Raw genomic sequence first — 19,799 nt, 5'->3', positions numbered from 1 at the left:
ACGTCGATGAAACCCAAGGTTGTGATAACCCATAAGATCCATGACAGTGTTCTGGATGAACTTGCCCAAGATTGCGAGCTGGTCACCAACCAATCCGGCGCCACGTTGCCCCAGGAGGAAGTGGCTGCGCGCGTTGCAGACGCTGATGCGATGATGGCGTTCATGCCAGACCGAGTTGGAGTGGAGTTCCTACAGGGGTGTCCGCGCTTGAAGGTGATTGGTGCAGCCCTGAAAGGCTATGACAACTTTGATGTGGATGCCTGCACGCGTCATGGGGTTTGGCTGACATTTGTACCGGATTTGCTAACCGTGCCTACTGCAGAGCTAACGGTCGGGCTGACGATCAGTCTCACCCGACAAGTCAAGGCGGCGGACCACTTCGTTCGATCCGGTGAATTTACTGGCTGGACACCACGCTTCTATGGGCAGGGGATCGAAGGCTCACGGATTGGTATTGTGGGTATGGGGGCCATCGGCCAAGCGGTGGCGCAGCGCCTGAACGGATGGGGAGCGGATTTAATCTATTCCCAGCCGGAACGTTTACCCGTGCAGCATGAGCAGGCACTGGGTTTGTCCCATACTCCCCTCAAGATGCTGCTGGCCCAGTCAGATATTGTGATCCTGGCACTGGCGCTCAATGAGCAAACCCTCCACACCATTAATCGCGAAACGCTAACAGGAATGAAACCGGGCGCATTCCTTATCAATCCCTGCCGTGGATCTGTGGTGGATGAGGGTAGTGTTCTGCAAGCGCTTCAATCCGGTCAGTTGGGGGGGTACGCCGCTGATGTGTTTGAGATGGAAGATTGGGCGAGAGAAGATCGTCCGAGGGAGATCGCCCAGGGGCTCAGGGCCCACCCCAACACGCTGTTTACTGCTCACATCGGATCGGCAGTCAGCCAGGTGCGTCTGGCTATCGAGCAACGCGCTGCTCGGAACATTCTGCAAGTGCTTCGGGGTGAGCGGCCGGGTGATGCGATCAATGATCCCAGTGGCCGCGAGAGCGGCCCATGCTGAATCTTGTCTGGCTGAAGAGTTTCGTGGCGGTGCTGGACCACAACGGGTTTCAGGCCGCAGCCCGCCAGTTGGACATCGCACAACCCACACTGTCCCAGCACCTTCAAAAACTCGAAAACCAACTTGGCGTTTTATTGGTCCACAGGGGGCGCTCTGGCTGTGAGCCAACCCGGGCTGCCTTAACCTTGTTGCCTTTTGCCCGAAGTCTGCTCCGGCTGGAGGAGCAGGCGAGATCTTCCATTATGGAGGCTCGACTTCGCGTTGGGGCGAGCTCCAATATTGGGATTTATATGCTCCAGCCCTACATCCGTCGTTACAAGGAGCTGGGCGTAGGGCCCGAGGTGGATGTGGTAATAGATTCCAATCCGACTATTGCACGGCATTTATCGGACGGTGAGCTGGACGTGGCGATTATGGAGTGGTGGCATGATCTACCCGGATTCCATGCTCAGGCGTGGCGTAACGAGCCCGTTGTTCTAATCGTTCCGCCTGGTCACCCGTTAGCCCGTCGAACCGATATCGACCGCGATACGCTGTCTAACATGGCTCTGATCGGCGGCGAACCCGGCACCGGCACTGGCCGGCTTTTGGCGACCTACTTCGGTGAGCATGGGCCATTTCCGACGGTATCTATGCAGCTGGGTAGCACCGAAGCCGTCAAGCAAGCGGTTAAGGTCGGACTTGGCGCATCGTTGGTGCTTGAAAGTTCTGTACGGGAGGAGGTCCAAAATGGAAGTCTGGTGGCTATTCCCGTGAGTGAGCCTGGCCTTAGCAAGGAGCTGATGGTGATTTATCCGAGCAGCCTGGACAAACACAGGCCAGTATACTCGTTTGTTGGGCATCTCTGTGAATAGCTATTGGGTCCACCTCACGCATATCTAGCTGGGAATGCAGATACTGAGCCTCACGCTCACTTCGACAACGCAGTATTCCGTCATCTGCATATCGGCAGAATGGGATATCCGGATGACGAACGGTCAGCCAACGATCCAATGCATAATGCAGAAACAGGTTTGCCAGAACTGGCGATAACGGATATTCATTCGCGTACCCGCTATTGGAATTAACGGCGGATTTCTCGCTCTGTTCGCCCAATGAGTGTAGTTGCAGAATTGAATTTTTAAAGCACAACTCATGCTGAAATGAAAATTATTTAGCAAGGGCCAGTCGTCGACTAATTACTGCGCAACTTTATGAATTGTGGAAAAAATGGTGTCGATATCATTGATGCCAAAGGCTTAGCGTACAATTTTTTCCGTTTCGTGAACTGACCCCTGCTTGGTGGTGTAGAGCATCCGGGCCCGCATCACCTCGAATGAGTAGCCCCGGCCATCGCGGTTCTTGTCCTTGGCCAGCCGGTTGATCGACTCCGTGAAGGCATTGGTGACTGGGATGTCGTCAATCCAGGCAGCCAGCGCCTGCTCAGCATCTCGCCGGCTGGCACAGTCCCAGATGTGGTAGAACCGCTCCTTGTGCTCGTAGGCTGCCAGGAGCTGGGGGAAGGCCCCCATTCAGGTTTCCATGATGAGACGTTCGCGGTCGGAGACGTCGTGAGCCCGCTTCAGCAAGGTCTTCCGGTCACCCTTGAGGGTTCGGCGTTGGTTGGCCTTCAGCTCCTTCCTGAGCCCCTTGCGGACCTTCTCCAGGGCTTCGTTGGCCATACGCACAACATGGAACTTATCGACCACGATGCGGGCCTGTGGCAGCGCCGCCTGGACGGCACGGCGATATGGCTTCCACATGTCCATGCTGACGATCTCGATCTTGTCGCGCTCGGTCATGCTCATGAGCCGCTTCGTCACTGCCTCCTGCTGACGACCGGGCAGCAGGTCTAACAAGGTACGCTCCTCCAGGTTGGTCAGGATGCAGAGGTAGCGGCGGTTCAGGTACAGCTCGTCGATACCTAGGTAGCGGGGTGTCTCGAAGCGGTGCGCACTTGCGGTACCTCGCAGACTTCGCCAGGTTGCCGATCCAGGCACCGGAACCCCCCAGGGCGATCAGGGCCAAGGTGCCCAGACAGCAGGCCGACGCGAGCAGGCTGCAACCCCGCCTGCGATTAACGACTCGCGACCGGATTGTGACTCGGAATTCAACTCTGATATTGCAATTACACCTTCTACGGCCTTGTTCGATAGGTTAAGCTTGAGGCCGTAGTCAACTACGGAGTCAAGGCAAATGCCGGATGAAATGAACTCATTGACCATCGGGGGGCTGGCTAAGGCGGCGAACGTCTCAGTTGAGACCATCCGCTACTACCAGCGACGTGGGTTAATACCTGAGCCCCAGCGTCCTCTCGGGGGTATTCGACGCTACGGTCCCAGCGATATCGGCAGGTTGAGCTTTGTGAAAACATCGCAGCAGTTAGGCTTCAGTCTCGATGAGGTCAGCGACCTGCTCCGACTCGAAGACGGCACCCACTGCCAGGAAGCCAGCACTCTCGCGGAGCGCAAGTTGCACGACGTACGTGGGAAGATCGAAAAGCTACAGCAAATTGAGGTTTTACTGAGCGCCATGGTTGATCGGTGCTGCGCCCAAGAGGGCAATATCTCGTGCCCCTTAATTGCGTCATTACATGAAGGGGTTGGGCGAAAATTTTGTACCTACCCTAGCCAGAGTGGGCCCCCTGCCAAACCTCAGTGACAAAGGGCAACCCCGCAGGCCCTCAGAATGTCCAGTGTGACCAGCAGAGTACGGCGGGGAAGTTTTTGGGCAACAGCCCCAAACAGAGGTGCTATTAGGGCGTAGGCAATCATCTTCAGGGCCAGCGCAATGCCGAGCACCTGGCCCGCACTGCCGCCCGTCAGTCATGGGCCAGCGGCGCCAGCGCCACCGTCGTTAGCCCGGTCCCTGCCAGAGCGATTAGCTGGGCACTAGAAAGGCGTTGGTAGGTGTGAATGATCAGTGGGGGGGGAAAGATGCTCAATGGCCATAGCTCGAATCAGTCTGCGGTGTGGTGTAACGATTCAATAAATCGGGGAACCGGCGATCGATGACCGAATAATCCCGTAACGTAAAGCGAGCGTGGCGTTCACAAAATAACGGGCGGTTCCTTTGGTCTTGACGAATTGCTGCCTACTATAAGCAATGCCCCCCTCAAGAGCGAAAGTACTGTGGGCTAATGCCTTTCACTGGAACCCCATAGCGAAGAACTGCGTATGAGTAGCCTCCATGAAACCGCCTATCCGCGATTGAAGGCGGTGGTCTCGGATCAAGAACTGGCAGAAATTTATACACCCTCTACCCAGGAACGATCCTTTGCCCGAAAGCACGGTCGAACTCCGGCTGCTCGTGGCGCCCTACTCATTCTCCTGAAAACAGTGCAGCGTCTGGGCTACTTTGTCCATCTCAAAGCCGTTCCCCAATCCATTACAACGCACATTCTGGCGTGCGACGACCTTTCACATCTCGCATTGAGCCAGCTCAGGGTCTACGACCGCAATGGCGGCGCCCGTCAGCGGATGCTGGAGACGGTTCGTCAACAGGTGGGCATCAAGGCGTTCACCGTTGAAGGCAAGGCAATTGTACGGGAACTAGCGCGTGAAGCGGCCACCACCAAGCAGGACCTGGCGGACATCATCAATGTGGTGATTGAAGAGCTGGTGCGCCAGCGTTTTGAGTTACCGGGTTTTTCAACGTTGCAACGGACCGCGCGTCAGGCTCGCAGCACGGTCAATACCGGTTACTTTCGGACGCTCAATGTGGGTTTGACAGCGCATCAAAAAAACGAATTTGACCAGTTGCTGCAAGTGCCGGATGATTCCCCTCATACCAGTTGGCATAAGTTGAAACAGGAACCCAAAAAGCCGACCAATACGGAAGTGAAGAAGTATCTTCAGCACCTGGAATGGCTTCAGGGTTGGTGTCAACAATTGCCCGCTGTTGATCACATTCCCGCCGCCAAATATCACCACTTCATACTGGAAGCACGAGCGCTGGGCGCGGCCAACATCAAGGCCATGCAAAGCACCAAACGCTACGCTTTGATGGTTCTGCTGGTCCATGCCCAATTGCGTCGCGCGATGGACGATGCGGTCGACATCTTTGTTCGCAAGATGCGCAACATCAAAACCAAGGCAGAAGCCAACCTGAACCAGTATCACCTGGATCACATGAAACGCATGGACAGGCTGGTGGCTCAACTGCGTGACGTACTGACCGCCGTCCAGGAAGCGCCAACGGACTCCGAGCGAGGTGCCCGAGTGGCGGCTGCCATCCAGAGCGATCCTGATGAATTACTGGCAGAGTGTGAGGAACACATGGCCTATGCTGGCAATAACTTCATCCCGTTCATGCTGCAACCCTACCGCCCGTTACGCCCCCTGTTATTCAATTGCCTTGAACTACTGGATCTGGCGGCAACCAGCCACGATCAATCTTTGATTGAGGCGATTGCGACTCTGAAAAAGCACCGGCACAGCCGTAAGGAATGCCTTGTCCTCAGTAGTCAACCCGTCGACGTGTCCTGGCTACCGGAGCGTTGGCGCCGTTTGGTATTGGGGACCGGGCCAAGCCAGCTGCCCCCCGGGATGGTCTACCGGAAGTATTTCGAGCTGGGCGTACTGACACAGGTGAAGCGTGAACTGATTTCCGGCGATCTCGCGGTCGCGAATAGCGACCAGTACAGTGACTACCGCGATCAGCTGGTGGATTGGAGTGTCTATGATGCCCAGATAGCGGACTACAGTGCGATGATTGATATCGAATCCGACCCAGCCGCTTTTGTGGTACAAGCCCACTCCCGGTTGAGCGAAACGGCCGACCGCATTGACCGTGGCTTCCCGGAGAATGAATACGCCGTCTTCCATGGTGAAGATCTGGTGATCCGGAAGCACCGCCGTAGAGCGCCTCCGGATGGGTTAGCTGAGATTGATAAGCAGTTATCCCAAAATATGCCCGAAAAGAACATTCTCGACATCCTGGTGGAAGCCGAAAAATGGCTGGGCCTCCACAAACGCTTTGGGCCACTTTCCGGATTTGAGGGCAAGCTGGACGACCCCCGTACCCGCTTTGTTTCGACCTTATTTTGCTATGGCTGCAATCTCGGGCCAACTCAGACCGCGCGATCCATCACGACGCTTAATCGCCGGCAGGTGTCCTGGCTCAACCTGCGGCACGTCACCGAAGAGCGCCTGGAGCAGGCGATTGTACAGGTTATCAATGCCTACAACCGCTACCGGCTGCCGCGACACTGGGGAACTGGCCAGCGGGCCGCCGCCGATGGCACAAAATGGAACCTGTACGAACAGAATCTGCTATCGGAATACCACATACGGTACGGTGGCTATGGCGGGGTGGGCTACTACCACGTCTCGGACAAATACATCGCGCTGTTCAGCCACTTCATTCCTTGCGGCGTTTATGAGGCCATTTACATCCTTGATGGACTGATCAAAAACGACTCCGATATCCAGCCTGACACCTTGCATGGCGATACTCAGGCGCAAAGTGCGCCCGTCTTCGGGTTGGCTTACCTGCTGGGTATCAACCTGATGCCCCGCATCCGGAATCTGAAGCAGCTGGTGTTCTACAAGTCTGACAAACGCCAACGGTATGAGCACATCAATGCTTTGTTCAGCGAGACTATCAACTGGAAACTGATTGAAACCCATGTGCCGGACATGCTCCGGGTGGCGCTATCGATTAAGGCTGGAAAAATCGCACCGTCTACGGTACTGCGACGTTTAGGTACCGCAAGCCTCAAGAACAAACTCTACTTTGCTTTCCGGGAACTGGGGAGGGTCGTTCGGACAACCTTTCTTCTGGACTACATTGGCAGCGTGGAGTTGCGGCGAACCATTCATGCGGAGACGAACAAAACGGAAGAGTTCAACCAGTTCGTGAAATGGCTGTTCTTCGGCGGCGAGGGGGTGATCGCCGAGAATATCCGTCACGAGCAACGGAAGGTGATCAAATATAACCACTTGGTGGCCAACCTGGTCATTCTTCACAATGTGGAGTCGATGACGTTAACCCTTAAAGATCTCAAAGAGCGCGGTCATCATATTGATCACGATATTCTCAAAGGGCTGGCCCCATACCGCACGGACCATATCAACCGATTTGGCGATTATACGCTTGATTTTGATCGGCAGGTTTCACCCATGAGCTACAACGCCAAAATAATTTAAATACAATAGGTTAAGGCAAATTTTGGAGGATTGCGTCAGAATCGTTGCCGACCCTCAAACTGCGATGCATACGGATTTAAGTTGCAGTCGCTTGTCTTCCGACCGGTTCAGTGTTTGCATTGGTGCTCCGGCGGATTTTACCCAAGCTGACGTGAACTGGGCATTCTCGTAAACATCAAACTCAATCGCTGTGGATTGCTCAAACAAACAGAATCCGAATGAATTGGCCACGCACAACGTTTGGGGCAATCGTGTATATAATTCATGGTCGCTCGGCATCGTCCAGGGAACAGAACCTGTGCACCCTGCCCGTGATCGCAGTTACGAGGACCCAGACTGACTACTCGGCCAGAAGAACGCGGGCGAACTTTCTTACGTCTGGTCCGGTTTTTCCTGAGAAGACCAATGTGCGCCCGCTCCGAGACGACGGGAAATGTCGGTGGTCACTTCGATCAGGCGTTCCCTGCATTCCTCTACCGTGGCAACTGACGTTCCCGAAAGACGTTGAATGAATGGGACTGTTAGTGCAGCGACGACCTTACCTGAAAAATCGAAAATCGGTGCGGAAAGGTTAAGAACACCCGCAATGGTCAGGGATTGTGATTCACAATAGCCAGCAGCCCTGACGTTCGGAAGATCATCCAAGAAGGCCTGATATTTGTCTGAGGGTTCCTTGCCGACCTCATTCATCAGGTTATCAAGTGCCTCCTGCTCCATCCAGGCCGCGAGAACACGACCGGATGCCGTATCAAAAATATTGATCTGCGCGCCCAACCGGACTGCCGTGATGTTGTTGTCCTGACAGTCGACCTGTGCAATGACCAGAACATGGCCCGAATGAATGATCGCCAGATGCATTGACTGGTTCACTTCATTGGCAAGCCGCTGCATTGCATCGCCAGCGATAGATGTCAGGCGGCGAATGGGTGGATGGCGATGAGCCACCTCGAACATCTTGGTTGTCAGTTGGTAACGATCATCCTCCTCGCGTTGTTCGATATAGCCGCGCTGACACAGAACCATCAGCATCCGGAAGATTTCCGAGGTGTTTCGATCGAGCTGTTTCGCGATGGCGATCTGCGAAAGACCATCCACTTCGGAGGCAAGCAGTTCGAGAATATCAAGCCCTTTTGACAAGGCCGGAGCACGGTATTTTTCCTGATCAATCTGTTCTTCGGTCTTGCCGTTCATGTGTCCTCGCAGGGAGATGAAAACCGCTTGGTTTCGGTCGACTGAGTATATGCGGGTCAGCCATATCGTGGCAACTGACCCTGTGATATAGAAAACATCGTATCAAATATAAAACATACTTTCATTTATAAACTTCCAGCATTAAACTGATGATGGGAGGAAGAAAAACAATGACCAAACAAAAGAAAATCAGGGGCATGACCTGGTCGGATCCGCGCGGCTATGACCCGCTGGTGGCAGCCAGTGCAACCTTTCGTGAACGTCATCCTGATGTCGATATCGTCTGGGACAAACGGTCCCTTCAAGGTTTTGAAAGCACCCCGGTCGAGGAACTGGCACGGACCTATGATCTGATTATTATCGATCATCCTCATGTTGGCGCTGTTGTGGAAAAGAACTGTTTGTTGCCGGTTGATCGTGTGGCAGATGCAGGCACCCTCGCCCGGCTTTCGGCCGAAACCGTTGGTAAAAGCTATCAGAGCTATTTCTTCAATGGGCATCAGTGGGCTTTGCCTGTCGATGCCGCTTGTCAGGTGCAGGCAATTCGACCCGATCTCATCAATGCTCCGGTCAAGACTTTCTCCGACGTGATTGCCGAGGCCAAAGACGGTCGTGTTGTCTGGCCGCTTCTGTCCCCTCATGTTCTGATGTCATTCTTTAGCTTGCTGGCAAACTCCGGCGCACCCTTCCCGGTCACCAAGGGGACCGAAATCGATCAAAAAGCAGCCCTTGATGTAATTAAAGCAATGGCAACCCTTGCCGATCTGGTTGATCCCGCCTGCCTCAGGATGGATCCGATTTCGGCCCTTGATGCCCTTTGTGACGGCAACAAATTTACCCTGTGTCCTTATGTCTACTTGTATGCGCCTTACGCACGGATCAATTACCGCGCTCATCGCATCGCCTTCCACGATATGCCCTCCCTTGGTGTGTCCGGCCCACTTGGCTCGGCCCTTGGTGGAACCGGGATTGCGGTTTCATCGCAAACGAAACATCCCGACCTTTGCGTTGAATTCGCTCTGTGGGTTGCTTCGGCCGATATTCAGCGTGGCCTTTATGCCAGCCATAACGGTCAACCGGGCAATGCGGTTGCCTGGGGTGATGCCGCAGTCAATGCGCCGGTCGGGTCTTGTTACAGTAATACCCGCATGACCCACGAAGCCGCGTGGCTGCGCCCGCGCCATGACGGATATATGGCGTTTCAGGAAGATGCATCACACATCCTTCTTGATGCGCTGACCGGAAAAATTACTCCGCAAACAGCCCTTTCTGCCCTTCAGACACGTTTTGACGAAAGCTTCGACCATGACTGATATACTGCCCCTTAAAGGACTGAAGGTTCTGGATTTCTCGCAGTTTCTTGCAGGCCCCTATTGCGCCCTGAAACTTGCAGACCTTGGCGCAGATGTGGTCAAGGTCGAACGATCCGGGCTTGGCGATCTGTCGCGTTATCTTTATCTGACCGATACCAAGATTGCCGGTGAAAGCACCATCTTTCACGCGATCAACCGCAACAAACGTTCTGTTGCGGTTGATCTTAAATCCGATGAAGAAAAGGCCCGTCTGACCCAGCTTGTGAAAGAAGCCGACGTCATCTTGCAGAACTTCCGCCCCGGTGTGATGGAACGTCTTGGCTTTGGCTACGAGGCTGTCAAAAAGATCAACCCTGCTGTCGTTTATGGCACCGTGACCGGATATGGATCGGACGGCCCGTGGGTGGATTTGCCCGGTCAGGACTTGCTGGCACAGGCCCGGTCAGGCGTGATGTGGCTTTCGGGCGGCCGAGACCATGGTCCGGTTGCGATGGGGCTTCCGATTGCCGATGTGCTGGCAGGATCAGCCCTGACGCACGGGGTATTGGCCCTTTTGTATCGCAAGGCTACGCAAAATATCGGTGGCTATGTTGAAACCTCGTTGATCGAGGTTCTGGCAGACCTGCAATTTGAATTGCTGACCACCTGGTTTAACGACGGCAACCGTACCCCGGAACGCTCTAAAAACAATCCGGCACATGCCTATCTGGCAGCACCGTACGGGGTTTATGAAACAGCCGATGGTCACGTTGCCATTGCGATGGGCAAACTTGATCTTCTGGCGAATATCACCGGACTTTCACCGGAAATTGCCGCACTGGATGCCTTTAAACAGCGCGATGAAATCAAGGCTGGCCTTGCCGCACAACTAAAAACCCGAACCAGTGCAAGCTGGATGGATGAATTCGTCGCCAACGATATCTGGGCCGCACCAGTCATGAATTGGGATGGCGTCGTCGCAAGCGGTGTCTTGCAGACACTTGATATGGTTCAGAATATTGAACGCGGCGATTTAGCGATGCAAACGACCAAACTGCCGCTGCGTATTGATGGTGCCCGTCCGTCATCGTCACGCGCCGCACCGGAACTTGGTGATGCAAACGATTTGCTTGAAACCGGCTGGTAAGCCCAAACAACCTGAACGAAAAAAGCGCGGCATCCTTGCGGGCCGCGCTTTTTTTATTTGTCATACAATTAGGATCAGTCGTCGTTCACACAGACCTGACGCTGTGTCCCCAGACCATCAATGCCCAGTTCAACCACGTCACCGGCCTTCAGATAGCGCGGCGGGGTGAAGCCAAGACCAACACCCGGGGGCGTACCGGTCGAAATGATATCGCCCGGATGCAGGGTGAAGAACTGTGACAGATAGGAAATCAGGTGTGGCACACGATAGACCATGGTCGCGGTCGAGCCATCCTGAACGCGTTCGCCATTCACTTCCAGCCACATGCCAAGATTGTCGAAATCGCCCACTTCATCCGGCGTCACGAGCCACGGACCGGTCGGACCGAAATTGTCTGATGATTTGCCCTTGGACCACTGACCGGCACGCTCGATCTGATAGGCGCGTTCGGAAACATCGTTGATTAGGCAGAAACCGGCAACGTGATCAAGTGCGTCTGCTTCGGAAACATACTTGGCCTTTTTGCCGATCACGAAGCCAAGTTCGACTTCCCAGTCGGTTTTTTCCGAGCCACGCGGAATGATGATCGGATCGTTCGGGCCGCAAATTGCCGAGGTATATTTGGCAAAGATGACCGGCTCTGGCGGCACTTCCATACCCGATTCTGCGGCGTGGTCGGCATAATTCAGACCGATGCAGATGAATTTGCCGGTCTGGCCAACACAGGCACCAAGGCGCTGTTCGCCTTCGACCAGCGGCAGACTTTCCGGATCGATTGATTTCAGGTCATCAAGGCGGGTCAGAACGTCGCCTGCGATATCATCGACATGGGCCGAAAGGTCGCGCAGATTGCCGTTGGCATCAACCAAAGCGGGCTTCTCTGCACCGCGTTCTCCGTAACGTGCGAATTTCATACTAAATCCTATCCTTTATTCAAAATCTGATCAGGCGGTCCAGCCACCATCAACAACATGCACAACCCCGGTGGTAAAGCCGCTCTCGTCTGAGGCGAGATACGCAACCAGTGCCGCTATTTCTTCAGGCTTGCCAATACGTCCCATCGGCTGGCGGGCGATAAATGCCTTGAGCGCGCCGTCATAGTCCCCTGTCGCCCGCAAACGTTCATGCAAACTTGGACTGTCAACCGTTCCGGGGGCAATTGCGTTGCAGCGAATGCCTTGGGTCACATGATCATTGGCGATCGCCTTGGTCATGCCAGCAACCGCCGCCTTTGACGCGGAATAAATCAAACGGTTAACCGGGCCGGTCACCGGACCTGCAACTGAAGACATATTGATGATCGAGCCAGCACCTCTTTCCAGCATCCCCGGAAGGACGGCACGGATCATCCGAAATTGCGATTTGACGTTCAAATCAAAGGCAAAATCCCATTCTTCCTCGGTTGCTTCAAGAATGGTCCCGTTGTGAACAATACCGGCACAGTTAAACAGAACATCAACCGGACCGATTTTGTTGACCAATGTGGTGATCGCATCCCTGTCTGTGACGTCCAGTTTGCGGGCGTCGATACCATCAATGGCATCGAGTTCGGCGAGGGCTGCGTCATTGACGTCGGTTGCGATGACACGACCACCTTCTGCAGCAAGACGTTCGGCGGATGCCCGACCAATGCCCTGCCCGGCAGCTGTTACCAAACAGAGTTTTCCTTCAAGTCTTTTCATGTTTCCTCCTCAAACCGCAGGCAGGCACGACGGCCCGATTGGATCGAATGATTTGTAAGTCAGAATGAATTCCCGATGACCAAGGGCCTCGGATTTGGTTTGCGCACCCTTGGCGACATTGACGACCAGATCACGGATTTCCTGACCAACCTCGGCAATGGATCGTTTGCCTTCGATGATGTCACCGGCATTCACATCCATGTCGCCTTCAAGAGCACGATAGGTATCTGGGTTCGCACAAATCTTGATGACCGGTGAAATAGCTGATCCGACAACCGATCCGCGCCCGGTAACAAACAGGGTCATATGTGCCCCGCTTGCGATCATTTCGACGATTTCGGCATTGTCGGAAATATTGGGGAAGCCAAACCGGACTTCGCCATCGGGAACCACATCCATCAGATAGAGCCCGCCCCTTGGCGGCACATCACCCGGCTTGATCAGGCCCGAAATCTGGCTGTCGCCGGATTTGACATAGGCACCCAGACTTTTTTCCTCGATTGTGGAAAGACCGCCTGCGGCATTGCCCGCCGCAAACGAGCCATAGCCAAGCGTTGCATAATAGCGTTCGGCCTTTTGAACAGCTGCGCGCAGCTCTTCGCCCAGTTCCGGCGTCTTGGCGCGTTCTGCCATGATGTCCTCGCAGCTGATCAGCTCGCCGGTTTCTTCAAAGATGCAGGCAGCCCCCTCGCCGATCAGAAGATCAAACGCCTTGCCAGCAGCAGGGTTTCCGGAAATGCCCGATGTCCCATCCGAGCCCCCGCAAATCGTACCAATGATCAACTCGTCGACCCCCATTGGGGCACGCTCGACCTTGGCCACTTCATCAAGGGCAGACCGCACCCAGGCACGACCGGTTTCAACCGTTTTGGCTGTTCCGCCGGATCGCTGAATCACAAGGGTTTCGACCGGGCGTCCGGTGCTTGCAACCGTTCCCTTTGCGCGCACCTTGTCAAAGCTTTCGCAACCAAGTGACACAAACAGGACAGCACCAACATTGGGATGGGTACAAAGCTGTCCCATCACACGCGCCGCATATTCATTGGGGAAGCATCCGGGAAATCCGATCAGTTGCACGTCTTCATCGTCAAAACCGGCAACGATCTTTGACGCGACAAAATGCGCACACTCGACCAGATAAGCGACCACAACTGTATTGCGGATGCCTTTACGTCCGTCCGAACGCAGATAACCTTGGAATTTTTCTGTCATTTTGACGTCTCCGGGCTCTGACCATTCGCATCCTGAAGGGCATGGGTCGGCGTATAGGCAGAACGGATATTGTGAATGTGAACATGTGCGCCGGCTGCGATAGCCTCGGTCGCAATACCAATCGGCATCCCGTATTTCAGAATGCGTTCACCTGCTACGATATCGCGATAGGCGATCTTGTGGGCAAGCGGGATGGTCTGGGTGAGCGTTGCCGTGCTGCTTGCCAATTTGACCTCTGTCCCGACCGGGGCCGATGCCCGGGCCACAAGCACATTATCATCGGGATGCAGATGCAGGAACGGCCCCGTCATGGCTTCATCTCCACCATATAGATGTGATCAGCCACAAGGGCGGTTTCGCCATTCTGCTTGGTCACGGTCAGACGTTCGGTCACACGCCCGTATCCGGGACGTTTTTCCATCACTTCCTTGGCGATAATTTCAACCCGTGATTTGATCGTATCACCGATAAAGACCGGCTTAACGAACCGCATACGATCATAACCATATGAAAACGCCACCGGATTGATGATGGTCGCGGTCAAGCCCACACCGATGGTAAAGACCATCGTGCCATGGGCAATTCGCTGACCGAACGGCAAGGTTTTGCAGAATTCTTCATCAAGGTGATGGGGGAAGAAATCCCCGGAATGACCGGCATGAACCACGAAATCCGTTTCCGTGATCGTGCGGCCAACCGTGTCACGCCCTTCACCAATTTCGTAATCTTCGTAGTATTTGGTTTGCTCAAGCATCAGGTGCCCCCTTGATCGGATGCATCGGCAGGGCAGAGCTTTCATAGGCTGCCTCGACCAGTGCCATCGTGTGCCATGCGTCTTCGGCCGAACCTTCAAGCCCGTCGTCGACCCCGGCTGCAAAGCGCTGCACCTGGGCAAAGCGCCCGTGGAAGGCTTCGATGAACCAGTTGCCGGCAAGATCAATCTGACGCCATTCGCCGTCAGTGTTCAGCCACAACTCGTCAGGTTCGCCTTTGGGGTAATCAAGGTTGACGCCCATTTTCATATAGGCTGCCCCCTTGGTGCCGCAGATCCGGAATTCGCAGGCCTGGAATTTGCGACCAAAGGCATGATTGTGATTGATCGACAGGTTGCAGCGAACGTCGCTTCCGTAATCAAGCATGATCGCACTGCGGGTATTGGAAACCGTTGATGACGGATGCCCAATGGTGCGCGCATGAACGCCTGCCGGGTTGCCCAGCAAGTCACGGACGAAATCCAGATAATGGATCGAGTGCAGCAGTATCTCGACACGCGGCAAATCGGCAAGAAACGCCCAAAGATGCCACGGCGTATCAAGTGCCAGCCAGGCATCAAAATCAACGATATCGCCAAGCAGGCCCTTGGCTATTGCATCCTTGATCGCAAGCGAGTTCGGCGCAAAGCGAAGCTGGAAATTAACCGCGGCCTTGATGTTCTTGCGGCGCAAGACCGAGATAATCCTATCCGCCTCGCCCAGATCGGAACCAAGCGGCTTCTGGATCACTGCAATCGCGCCATCGGGCAATGCTTCGAGCAATTCCGGAATGGCCGCGGGCGGTACGGCAAGGTCAAAGACAACACCGTCCTGACTGGCTGCCTGATCAAGCGTTTCAAAGGCAATAGTCCCCCACTCGCTTGCAACTTTCTGGGCCTTGGCCAGATCGGGATCAAAAATCCCGGCAACCGGAACCTTTAAATCACGATAGGCCGGAAGATGGGCATCAGTCACGATGGACCCTGATCCAAAGATCACAACCGGTGTAACCTTCTCAGGCATCTCAACGGTTTGGCGTAAATCAGTCATGATGGAATACCTCCGGCATTTCTGCCCACCATTCGCCTTCAGCCCGACTATCAAGCGGGCGCTGAAGCGGCATGCACTTGGACCACCAGCGCTGGGTTTCCGGGTCGGCGGCCATCTTCACCATGTCGGCTTCGAAATCGGTGCCGACATATTCGAAATAGGCAAACAGCAGGTTTTCCGGTTCCTTTAGGAAAATCGAATAATTGCGGATATTGCAGTCGGTTATCTTGGCAAGCACACCGGGCCATGCATCCGCATGCAGCCGTTTATATTCGGCGATGGCGTCAGCCCCGATACCGATCAATTGTCCATGACGGGTCATTGATGTGCCTCCTTGATGTCAAATGCGCTTCCCGCAACGGTCAGTGCGGCAAGTTTGTCGTGATCCCATTCAATCCCCAAGCCCGGCGACATCGGCGCAAGGGCATTGCCACCATCGCGTGCCATCGGGGCTGCTATGTCTTCAAGCTGGGGAATGTATTCAAGCCAGGGGGCATTGGGCACTGCGCAAACCAGGCTTACATGCAGTTCCATCAGGAAATGCGGGCAGATCGCTATGTTATGGGCCTCGGCCATGTGCGCAACCTTAAGCCATGGGGTGATCCCGCCAATCCGGGCGACATCGGCCTGCACGATTTCACAGGCATCCTGTGCGATGTAATCGGCAAACTGCCCGGGGCTATACATGCTTTCACCGACGGCAACCGGTACACGTGACTGGGATTGGAGCCGGGCGTGACCGGCAATGTCATCGGCTGGAAGCGGTTCTTCGAACCATGCAATATTAAGGCGTTCAAGCATCGGCAAGCGACGCTTGGCCTCACCCGATGTCATTGACTGGTTGGCATCGGTCATGATTTCATAATCGTCACCAAGCACTTTGCGCACGGCTTCCAGACGCTCACAATCCTGAGCGACTGTCGGCTTGCCGATTTTCACCTTGGAACCAAGGAAACCGGCCTCTTTTGACGCAACCGCATCTTCGACCAGCGCATCGGGTGACAGATGAAGCCACCCGCCTTCCGTCGTATACATCGGTACCGATGATTTTGCCCCACCTGCAAGGATATGAAGTGGCAAACCGGTCTTGTGCCCGCGCATATCCCAAAGGGCCGTATCAATTGCCGCAAGGGCAAGCGACATGATTGGCCCAACCGCTGTTGCGTGCGAACAGAACAACAGATCCCGCCAGACGGCTTCGATCCGGTCGGCATCCTGTTCCATTAGACGCGGCAGAAGTGTCTCTTTCAAAAGCGACAGGATCGCAGGTCCGCCATCACCGATGGTGTAGCTATATCCCATGCCCTTGGCACCATCCACATCACGCAAAACGACAAAAATCGTTTCCTGTGAATTGAATGACTGGATCGCATCCGTGCGCACGACCTTGGGTTCAAGATCGACCATAAAGGCATTAGCAGATGTAATGCGTGCCATCACTTACCTCACTTCCGAAGCGTGGCGCCGGTCTCGGCGTCAAACAGGTGGCACTTGTCGAGCATGATCTGGAATGTCATGCGCTCACCGCTTTGAACCGGACGCGGGTTCAGCATTTTTGCCTGTACCTCGGTCCCGGCAAGGGTCGCAAACAGCAGGGTTTCGGTCCCGAGCGGTTCGGTCAGATCAACAGCCATTTCAACTTCGGCCATATGTTCGCCGCGTGGCAAGGCGTGACCGACCGGCATGATATTGTCTGCGCGGACCCCGAACGTAACGGCCTGGCCATCCGCGATCTCATAACCGGGCGGCACCGGCAGCAGAGTTCCATCCTCAAACTCGATGGAACTGCCTTTTACCGTACCGCTCAAAAGGTTCATCGGCGGCGAGCCAATGAAAGTCCCGACAAAGGTATTTACAGGATTTTCAAAGACATCAAGCGGGGTGCCGACCTGTTCGATATGGCCATCGCGCATGATCACAATCCGGTCTGCAAGCGTCATGGCTTCGATCTGATCATGGGTGACATAGATGATTGTTGATTTCAGTTTCTGATGAAGCTTTTTGATCTCGACGCGCATCTGGGTACGCAGTTTGGCATCAAGGTTTGAAAGCGGTTCATCAAACAGGAAGACTTCCGGGTGACGCACAATTGCACGTCCCATGGCAACACGTTGGCGTTGACCACCGGACAAGGCACCCGGCTTGCGATCCATCAGCGGCGTCAATGACAGAATTTCGGCCGCTTCATCAACGGCCTTGTCAATGTCGGCCTGCGACTGTTTGGCGATCTTAAGCGAGAAACCAAGGTTTTCACGCACGGTCATATGCGGATAAAGCGCGTAGTTCTGGAACACCATCGAGATGTTCCGTTCACGCGGCGGCAGATCGTTTACGACACGTCCGCCGATTTTCACTTCACCGCCAGAAATGCCTTCAAGACCGGCGACCATGCGAAGTGTTGTCGATTTGCCGCAGCCCGAAGGACCGACCAGAACAACAAACTCGCCATCTGCGATATCGAGATTGATGGAATGAACAACTTCAAGCGGGCCGTATTTCTTGACGACATCGCGAAGGTGGACCTGAGCCATTTTATTATCCTTTCACGCCGCCAAAGGTAAGGCCGGCAATGAGATGTTTCTGCACGAGGAATGTCAGGATCAGTGCGGGGATAATCATCAACACCGCAAGCGCACACATCCCCCCCCAGTTCAGGGTAAATTCAGAGGTAAAATCGAGAAGACCGACAGGCATCGTCTTTGACGTCGTCGAACGGGTCAGCTGGGACGCCAGCGCGTATTCGTTCCATGATGTCAGGAAGGCAAAGATACCCGCCGACGCAATGCCTGCACGTGCAACCGGGAATTCGACACGCCAGAATGCCTGCCAGCGGGTGCAACCATCTATCTCGGCAGCCTCGGCAAGTTCTGGCGGCACCTGACGGAAGAACCCGTCAATAAGCCAGATCGTAAACGGCACATTCAGCGCGACATAGGCCAGGATCAAACCGAAATGGGTGTCGATGATGCCAATCCGTGCAAACAGGATAAACAGCGGCAAGGACAGGGCAACGCCAGGCACTGCACGCGTCACCATCAAGCCGACAAACATGCCGCCCTTGAAGTTGAACTTATAACGTGCAAAAGCGTAACCACCTGCCATCCCGATCAGAAGCGCAATGACCGTCGAAGTCACTGAAATAACCAGCGAGTTGGCGAAATAGGTCAGAACCGGAACACCGCCCTCACCGATACCGCTGAACATGGCGCGGTAATGATCAAGATTAAGGTCGTTGGGGATCCAGACCGGCGGTTTGGCCATGATTTCCACCGTCGGGCGGAAAGAGTTCAGAACAATCCACAAGCCCGGCACACACAGCACCATCATGGCCGTGAAAAGCCCGAAGAAATGCAGTCCTTTAAGGGTATAGCGGCGGACGCGATGATTAAGATTACTCGCCATGACTTACGCCCCCATCCCGAGTTCTTTGCGCGATTGCGTCAGTTTCTTGAAGAAATAGATGGTGAAGAAAATCGCCAGGAAGATCGAGATATAGCCCATGGCATTGGCATACCCCATTCGGGCATCGACATAGCCGGTTCGACCAATCAGGGTCCAAAGCAATTCGGTACGACGCGCCGGGCCACCATTGGTCATGATCTGCACGATGTCATAGGCACGTGCGACATCAAGTGAACGGATCGCCATCGCGATATAGATAAAGGGCATCAGGAACGGCAGGGTCACATACCGGAACGACTGCCATGCGGTGCAACCATCTACCTTTGCCGCTTCGAGCGGATCACGCGGGATTGCATAAAGACCGGCAAGAATAAGAATTCCAAAGACCGAAGTCGCCGTCCAGATTTCGGCAAAGATGATCGAGAACATCGCAAGATGCCCGTCCACCAGCCAGGGGATCGCCTGATCTGTGATACCAAGCGACTGAAGCGCGTTATTCACCAGACCAACATTGTCATTAAAGATGAACTTGAACTGGAAGCCGACAAGGATTGGCGAAAACATCATCGGAAACATCATCATGGTGCGCAAAAGACGTTGTCCCTGTGTCACCTTGGACACCATCAAGGCCAGTCCCAGACCAAACAGCATCTCAAGATTAAGCGCCACCGTCAGCAACAGAACTGTCCGACCGAAAGCCGCCCAGAACTTCACATCCGTCAGTGCCTTTTCATAGTTGAAAAAGCCCACCCAGTTAAAAATGCTGTCAGGCCGTGTCAGCCGATACGAGGTGAAACTCGAATATAGTGACAGTACGAGCGGAAACAGCACGACGGCCGATAGAATAATGATGGCTGGCAACAAAAGAACCAACCACGGGGGAAGTTTCAAGCGATTCATCGGGATGTCCCATTAATCGGCACAGG

18 protein-coding genes and 1 pseudogene are annotated in these 19,799 nt (G+C 54.5%); 6 read left to right on the top strand and 13 right to left on the bottom strand.

The genetic code is table 11. The annotated features are described in order from the left end of the window. Positions 1-6: 6 nt before the first annotated feature. Positions 7-1,017, top strand: coding sequence for a phosphonate dehydrogenase (locus ACTU44_RS12980; RefSeq protein ID WP_011783502.1), 1,011 nt, complete (start codon positions 7-9; stop codon positions 1,015-1,017). Then, positions 1,011-1,871: a LysR family transcriptional regulator gene (locus ACTU44_RS12975; RefSeq protein ID WP_011783503.1), complete on the top strand. Its 861-nt coding sequence runs from the start codon at positions 1,011-1,013 to the stop codon at positions 1,869-1,871. The genes ACTU44_RS12980 and ACTU44_RS12975 overlap by 7 nt, the downstream gene beginning before the upstream one ends. A gap of 393 nt (positions 1,872-2,264) precedes the next feature. Here ACTU44_RS12975 and ACTU44_RS12970 read toward each other — a convergent pair. Continuing rightward, positions 2,265-2,948 (bottom strand): annotated as a pseudogene (locus ACTU44_RS12970) (ISL3 family transposase); the annotation flags it as partial. A 244-nt stretch (positions 2,949-3,192) separates the two neighbouring features. Here ACTU44_RS12970 and merR point away from each other — a divergent pair. Together merR and ACTU44_RS12960 are read left to right on the top strand one after the other, a co-directional pair. Beyond that, the gene (gene merR / locus ACTU44_RS12965; RefSeq protein WP_063091985.1) at positions 3,193-3,657 is read left to right on the top strand and encodes an Hg(II)-responsive transcriptional regulator; all 465 of its coding nucleotides are present in this window, start codon (positions 3,193-3,195) and stop codon (positions 3,655-3,657) included. Positions 3,658-4,172: 515 nt separating this feature from the next. After that, the gene (locus ACTU44_RS12960) at positions 4,173-7,145 is read left to right on the top strand and encodes a Tn3 family transposase (RefSeq protein ID WP_063091986.1); all 2,973 of its coding nucleotides are present in this window, start codon (positions 4,173-4,175) and stop codon (positions 7,143-7,145) included. 372 nt (positions 7,146-7,517) lie between these two features. Here ACTU44_RS12960 and ACTU44_RS12955 read toward each other — a convergent pair whose 3' ends face one another. Further along, entirely contained in the window at positions 7,518-8,336 is an 819-nt protein-coding gene (locus ACTU44_RS12955; protein WP_336080954.1) for an IclR family transcriptional regulator, read from the bottom strand. A 170-nt stretch (positions 8,337-8,506) separates the two neighbouring features. On the opposite strand from ACTU44_RS12955, the gene ACTU44_RS12950 reads away from it, so the two are divergent. Together ACTU44_RS12950 and ACTU44_RS12945 are read left to right on the top strand one after the other, a co-directional pair. Continuing rightward, entirely contained in the window at positions 8,507-9,649 is a 1,143-nt protein-coding gene (locus tag ACTU44_RS12950) for an extracellular solute-binding protein (protein ID WP_462095616.1), read from the top strand. Further along, the gene (locus tag ACTU44_RS12945; RefSeq protein WP_462095615.1) at positions 9,642-10,775 is read left to right on the top strand and encodes a CaiB/BaiF CoA transferase family protein; all 1,134 of its coding nucleotides are present in this window, start codon (positions 9,642-9,644) and stop codon (positions 10,773-10,775) included. The genes ACTU44_RS12950 and ACTU44_RS12945 overlap by 8 nt, the downstream gene beginning before the upstream one ends. Before the next feature lie 74 nt (positions 10,776-10,849). On the opposite strand, the gene ACTU44_RS12940 is transcribed toward ACTU44_RS12945, so the two are convergent. The 11 genes from ACTU44_RS12940 to ACTU44_RS12890 are packed head-to-tail and all read right to left on the bottom strand — an operon-like array spanning position 10,850 to position 19,773. Next, complete coding sequence (locus ACTU44_RS12940) at positions 10,850-11,689, bottom strand: fumarylacetoacetate hydrolase family protein (RefSeq protein ID WP_462095614.1); 840 nt, start codon at positions 11,687-11,689, stop codon at positions 10,850-10,852. 30 nt (positions 11,690-11,719) lie between these two features. Then, complete coding sequence (locus ACTU44_RS12935) at positions 11,720-12,457, bottom strand: SDR family oxidoreductase (RefSeq protein WP_462095613.1); 738 nt, start codon at positions 12,455-12,457, stop codon at positions 11,720-11,722. 9 nt (positions 12,458-12,466) lie between these two features. Continuing rightward, positions 12,467-13,669 (bottom strand): UxaA family hydrolase, encoded by a 1,203-nt coding sequence (locus ACTU44_RS12930; RefSeq protein ID WP_462095612.1) that lies wholly within the window; start codon positions 13,667-13,669, stop codon positions 12,467-12,469. Continuing rightward, a complete protein-coding gene (locus ACTU44_RS12925; protein WP_114099738.1) occupies positions 13,666-13,980 on the bottom strand; it encodes a UxaA family hydrolase in 315 nt (104 codons plus the stop codon). The genes ACTU44_RS12930 and ACTU44_RS12925 overlap by 4 nt, the downstream gene beginning before the upstream one ends. Next, complete coding sequence (locus ACTU44_RS12920) at positions 13,977-14,423, bottom strand: MaoC family dehydratase (protein WP_068519445.1); 447 nt, start codon at positions 14,421-14,423, stop codon at positions 13,977-13,979. Before ACTU44_RS12920 ends, ACTU44_RS12925 begins: the two co-directional genes overlap by 4 nt. Continuing rightward, positions 14,416-15,471 carry a Gfo/Idh/MocA family protein gene (locus ACTU44_RS12915; protein ID WP_462095611.1) on the bottom strand — a complete coding sequence of 352 codons (1,056 nt, stop codon included), beginning with the start codon at positions 15,469-15,471 and terminating at the stop codon, positions 14,416-14,418. Before ACTU44_RS12915 ends, ACTU44_RS12920 begins: the two co-directional genes overlap by 8 nt. Next, entirely contained in the window at positions 15,464-15,793 is a 330-nt protein-coding gene (locus ACTU44_RS12910) for an L-rhamnose mutarotase (protein ID WP_462095610.1), read from the bottom strand. Before ACTU44_RS12910 ends, ACTU44_RS12915 begins: the two co-directional genes overlap by 8 nt. Further along, complete coding sequence (locus ACTU44_RS12905; RefSeq protein WP_462095609.1) at positions 15,790-16,908, bottom strand: mandelate racemase/muconate lactonizing enzyme family protein; 1,119 nt, start codon at positions 16,906-16,908, stop codon at positions 15,790-15,792. The genes ACTU44_RS12910 and ACTU44_RS12905 overlap by 4 nt, the downstream gene beginning before the upstream one ends. A gap of 8 nt (positions 16,909-16,916) precedes the next feature. After that, positions 16,917-18,002: an ABC transporter ATP-binding protein gene (locus ACTU44_RS12900; RefSeq protein WP_462095608.1), complete on the bottom strand. Its 1,086-nt coding sequence runs from the start codon at positions 18,000-18,002 to the stop codon at positions 16,917-16,919. A 4-nt stretch (positions 18,003-18,006) separates the two neighbouring features. Further along, positions 18,007-18,873 (bottom strand): carbohydrate ABC transporter permease, encoded by an 867-nt coding sequence (locus ACTU44_RS12895; protein ID WP_336080928.1) that lies wholly within the window; start codon positions 18,871-18,873, stop codon positions 18,007-18,009. A 3-nt stretch (positions 18,874-18,876) separates the two neighbouring features. Beyond that, complete coding sequence (locus tag ACTU44_RS12890) at positions 18,877-19,773, bottom strand: carbohydrate ABC transporter permease (RefSeq protein ID WP_462095607.1); 897 nt, start codon at positions 19,771-19,773, stop codon at positions 18,877-18,879. Positions 19,774-19,799 lie beyond the last annotated feature (26 nt).

It is taken from the genome of Thalassospira sp. SM2505 (assembly GCF_054901115.1).
This window is presented reverse-complemented; position numbering and strand designations above follow the sequence as displayed.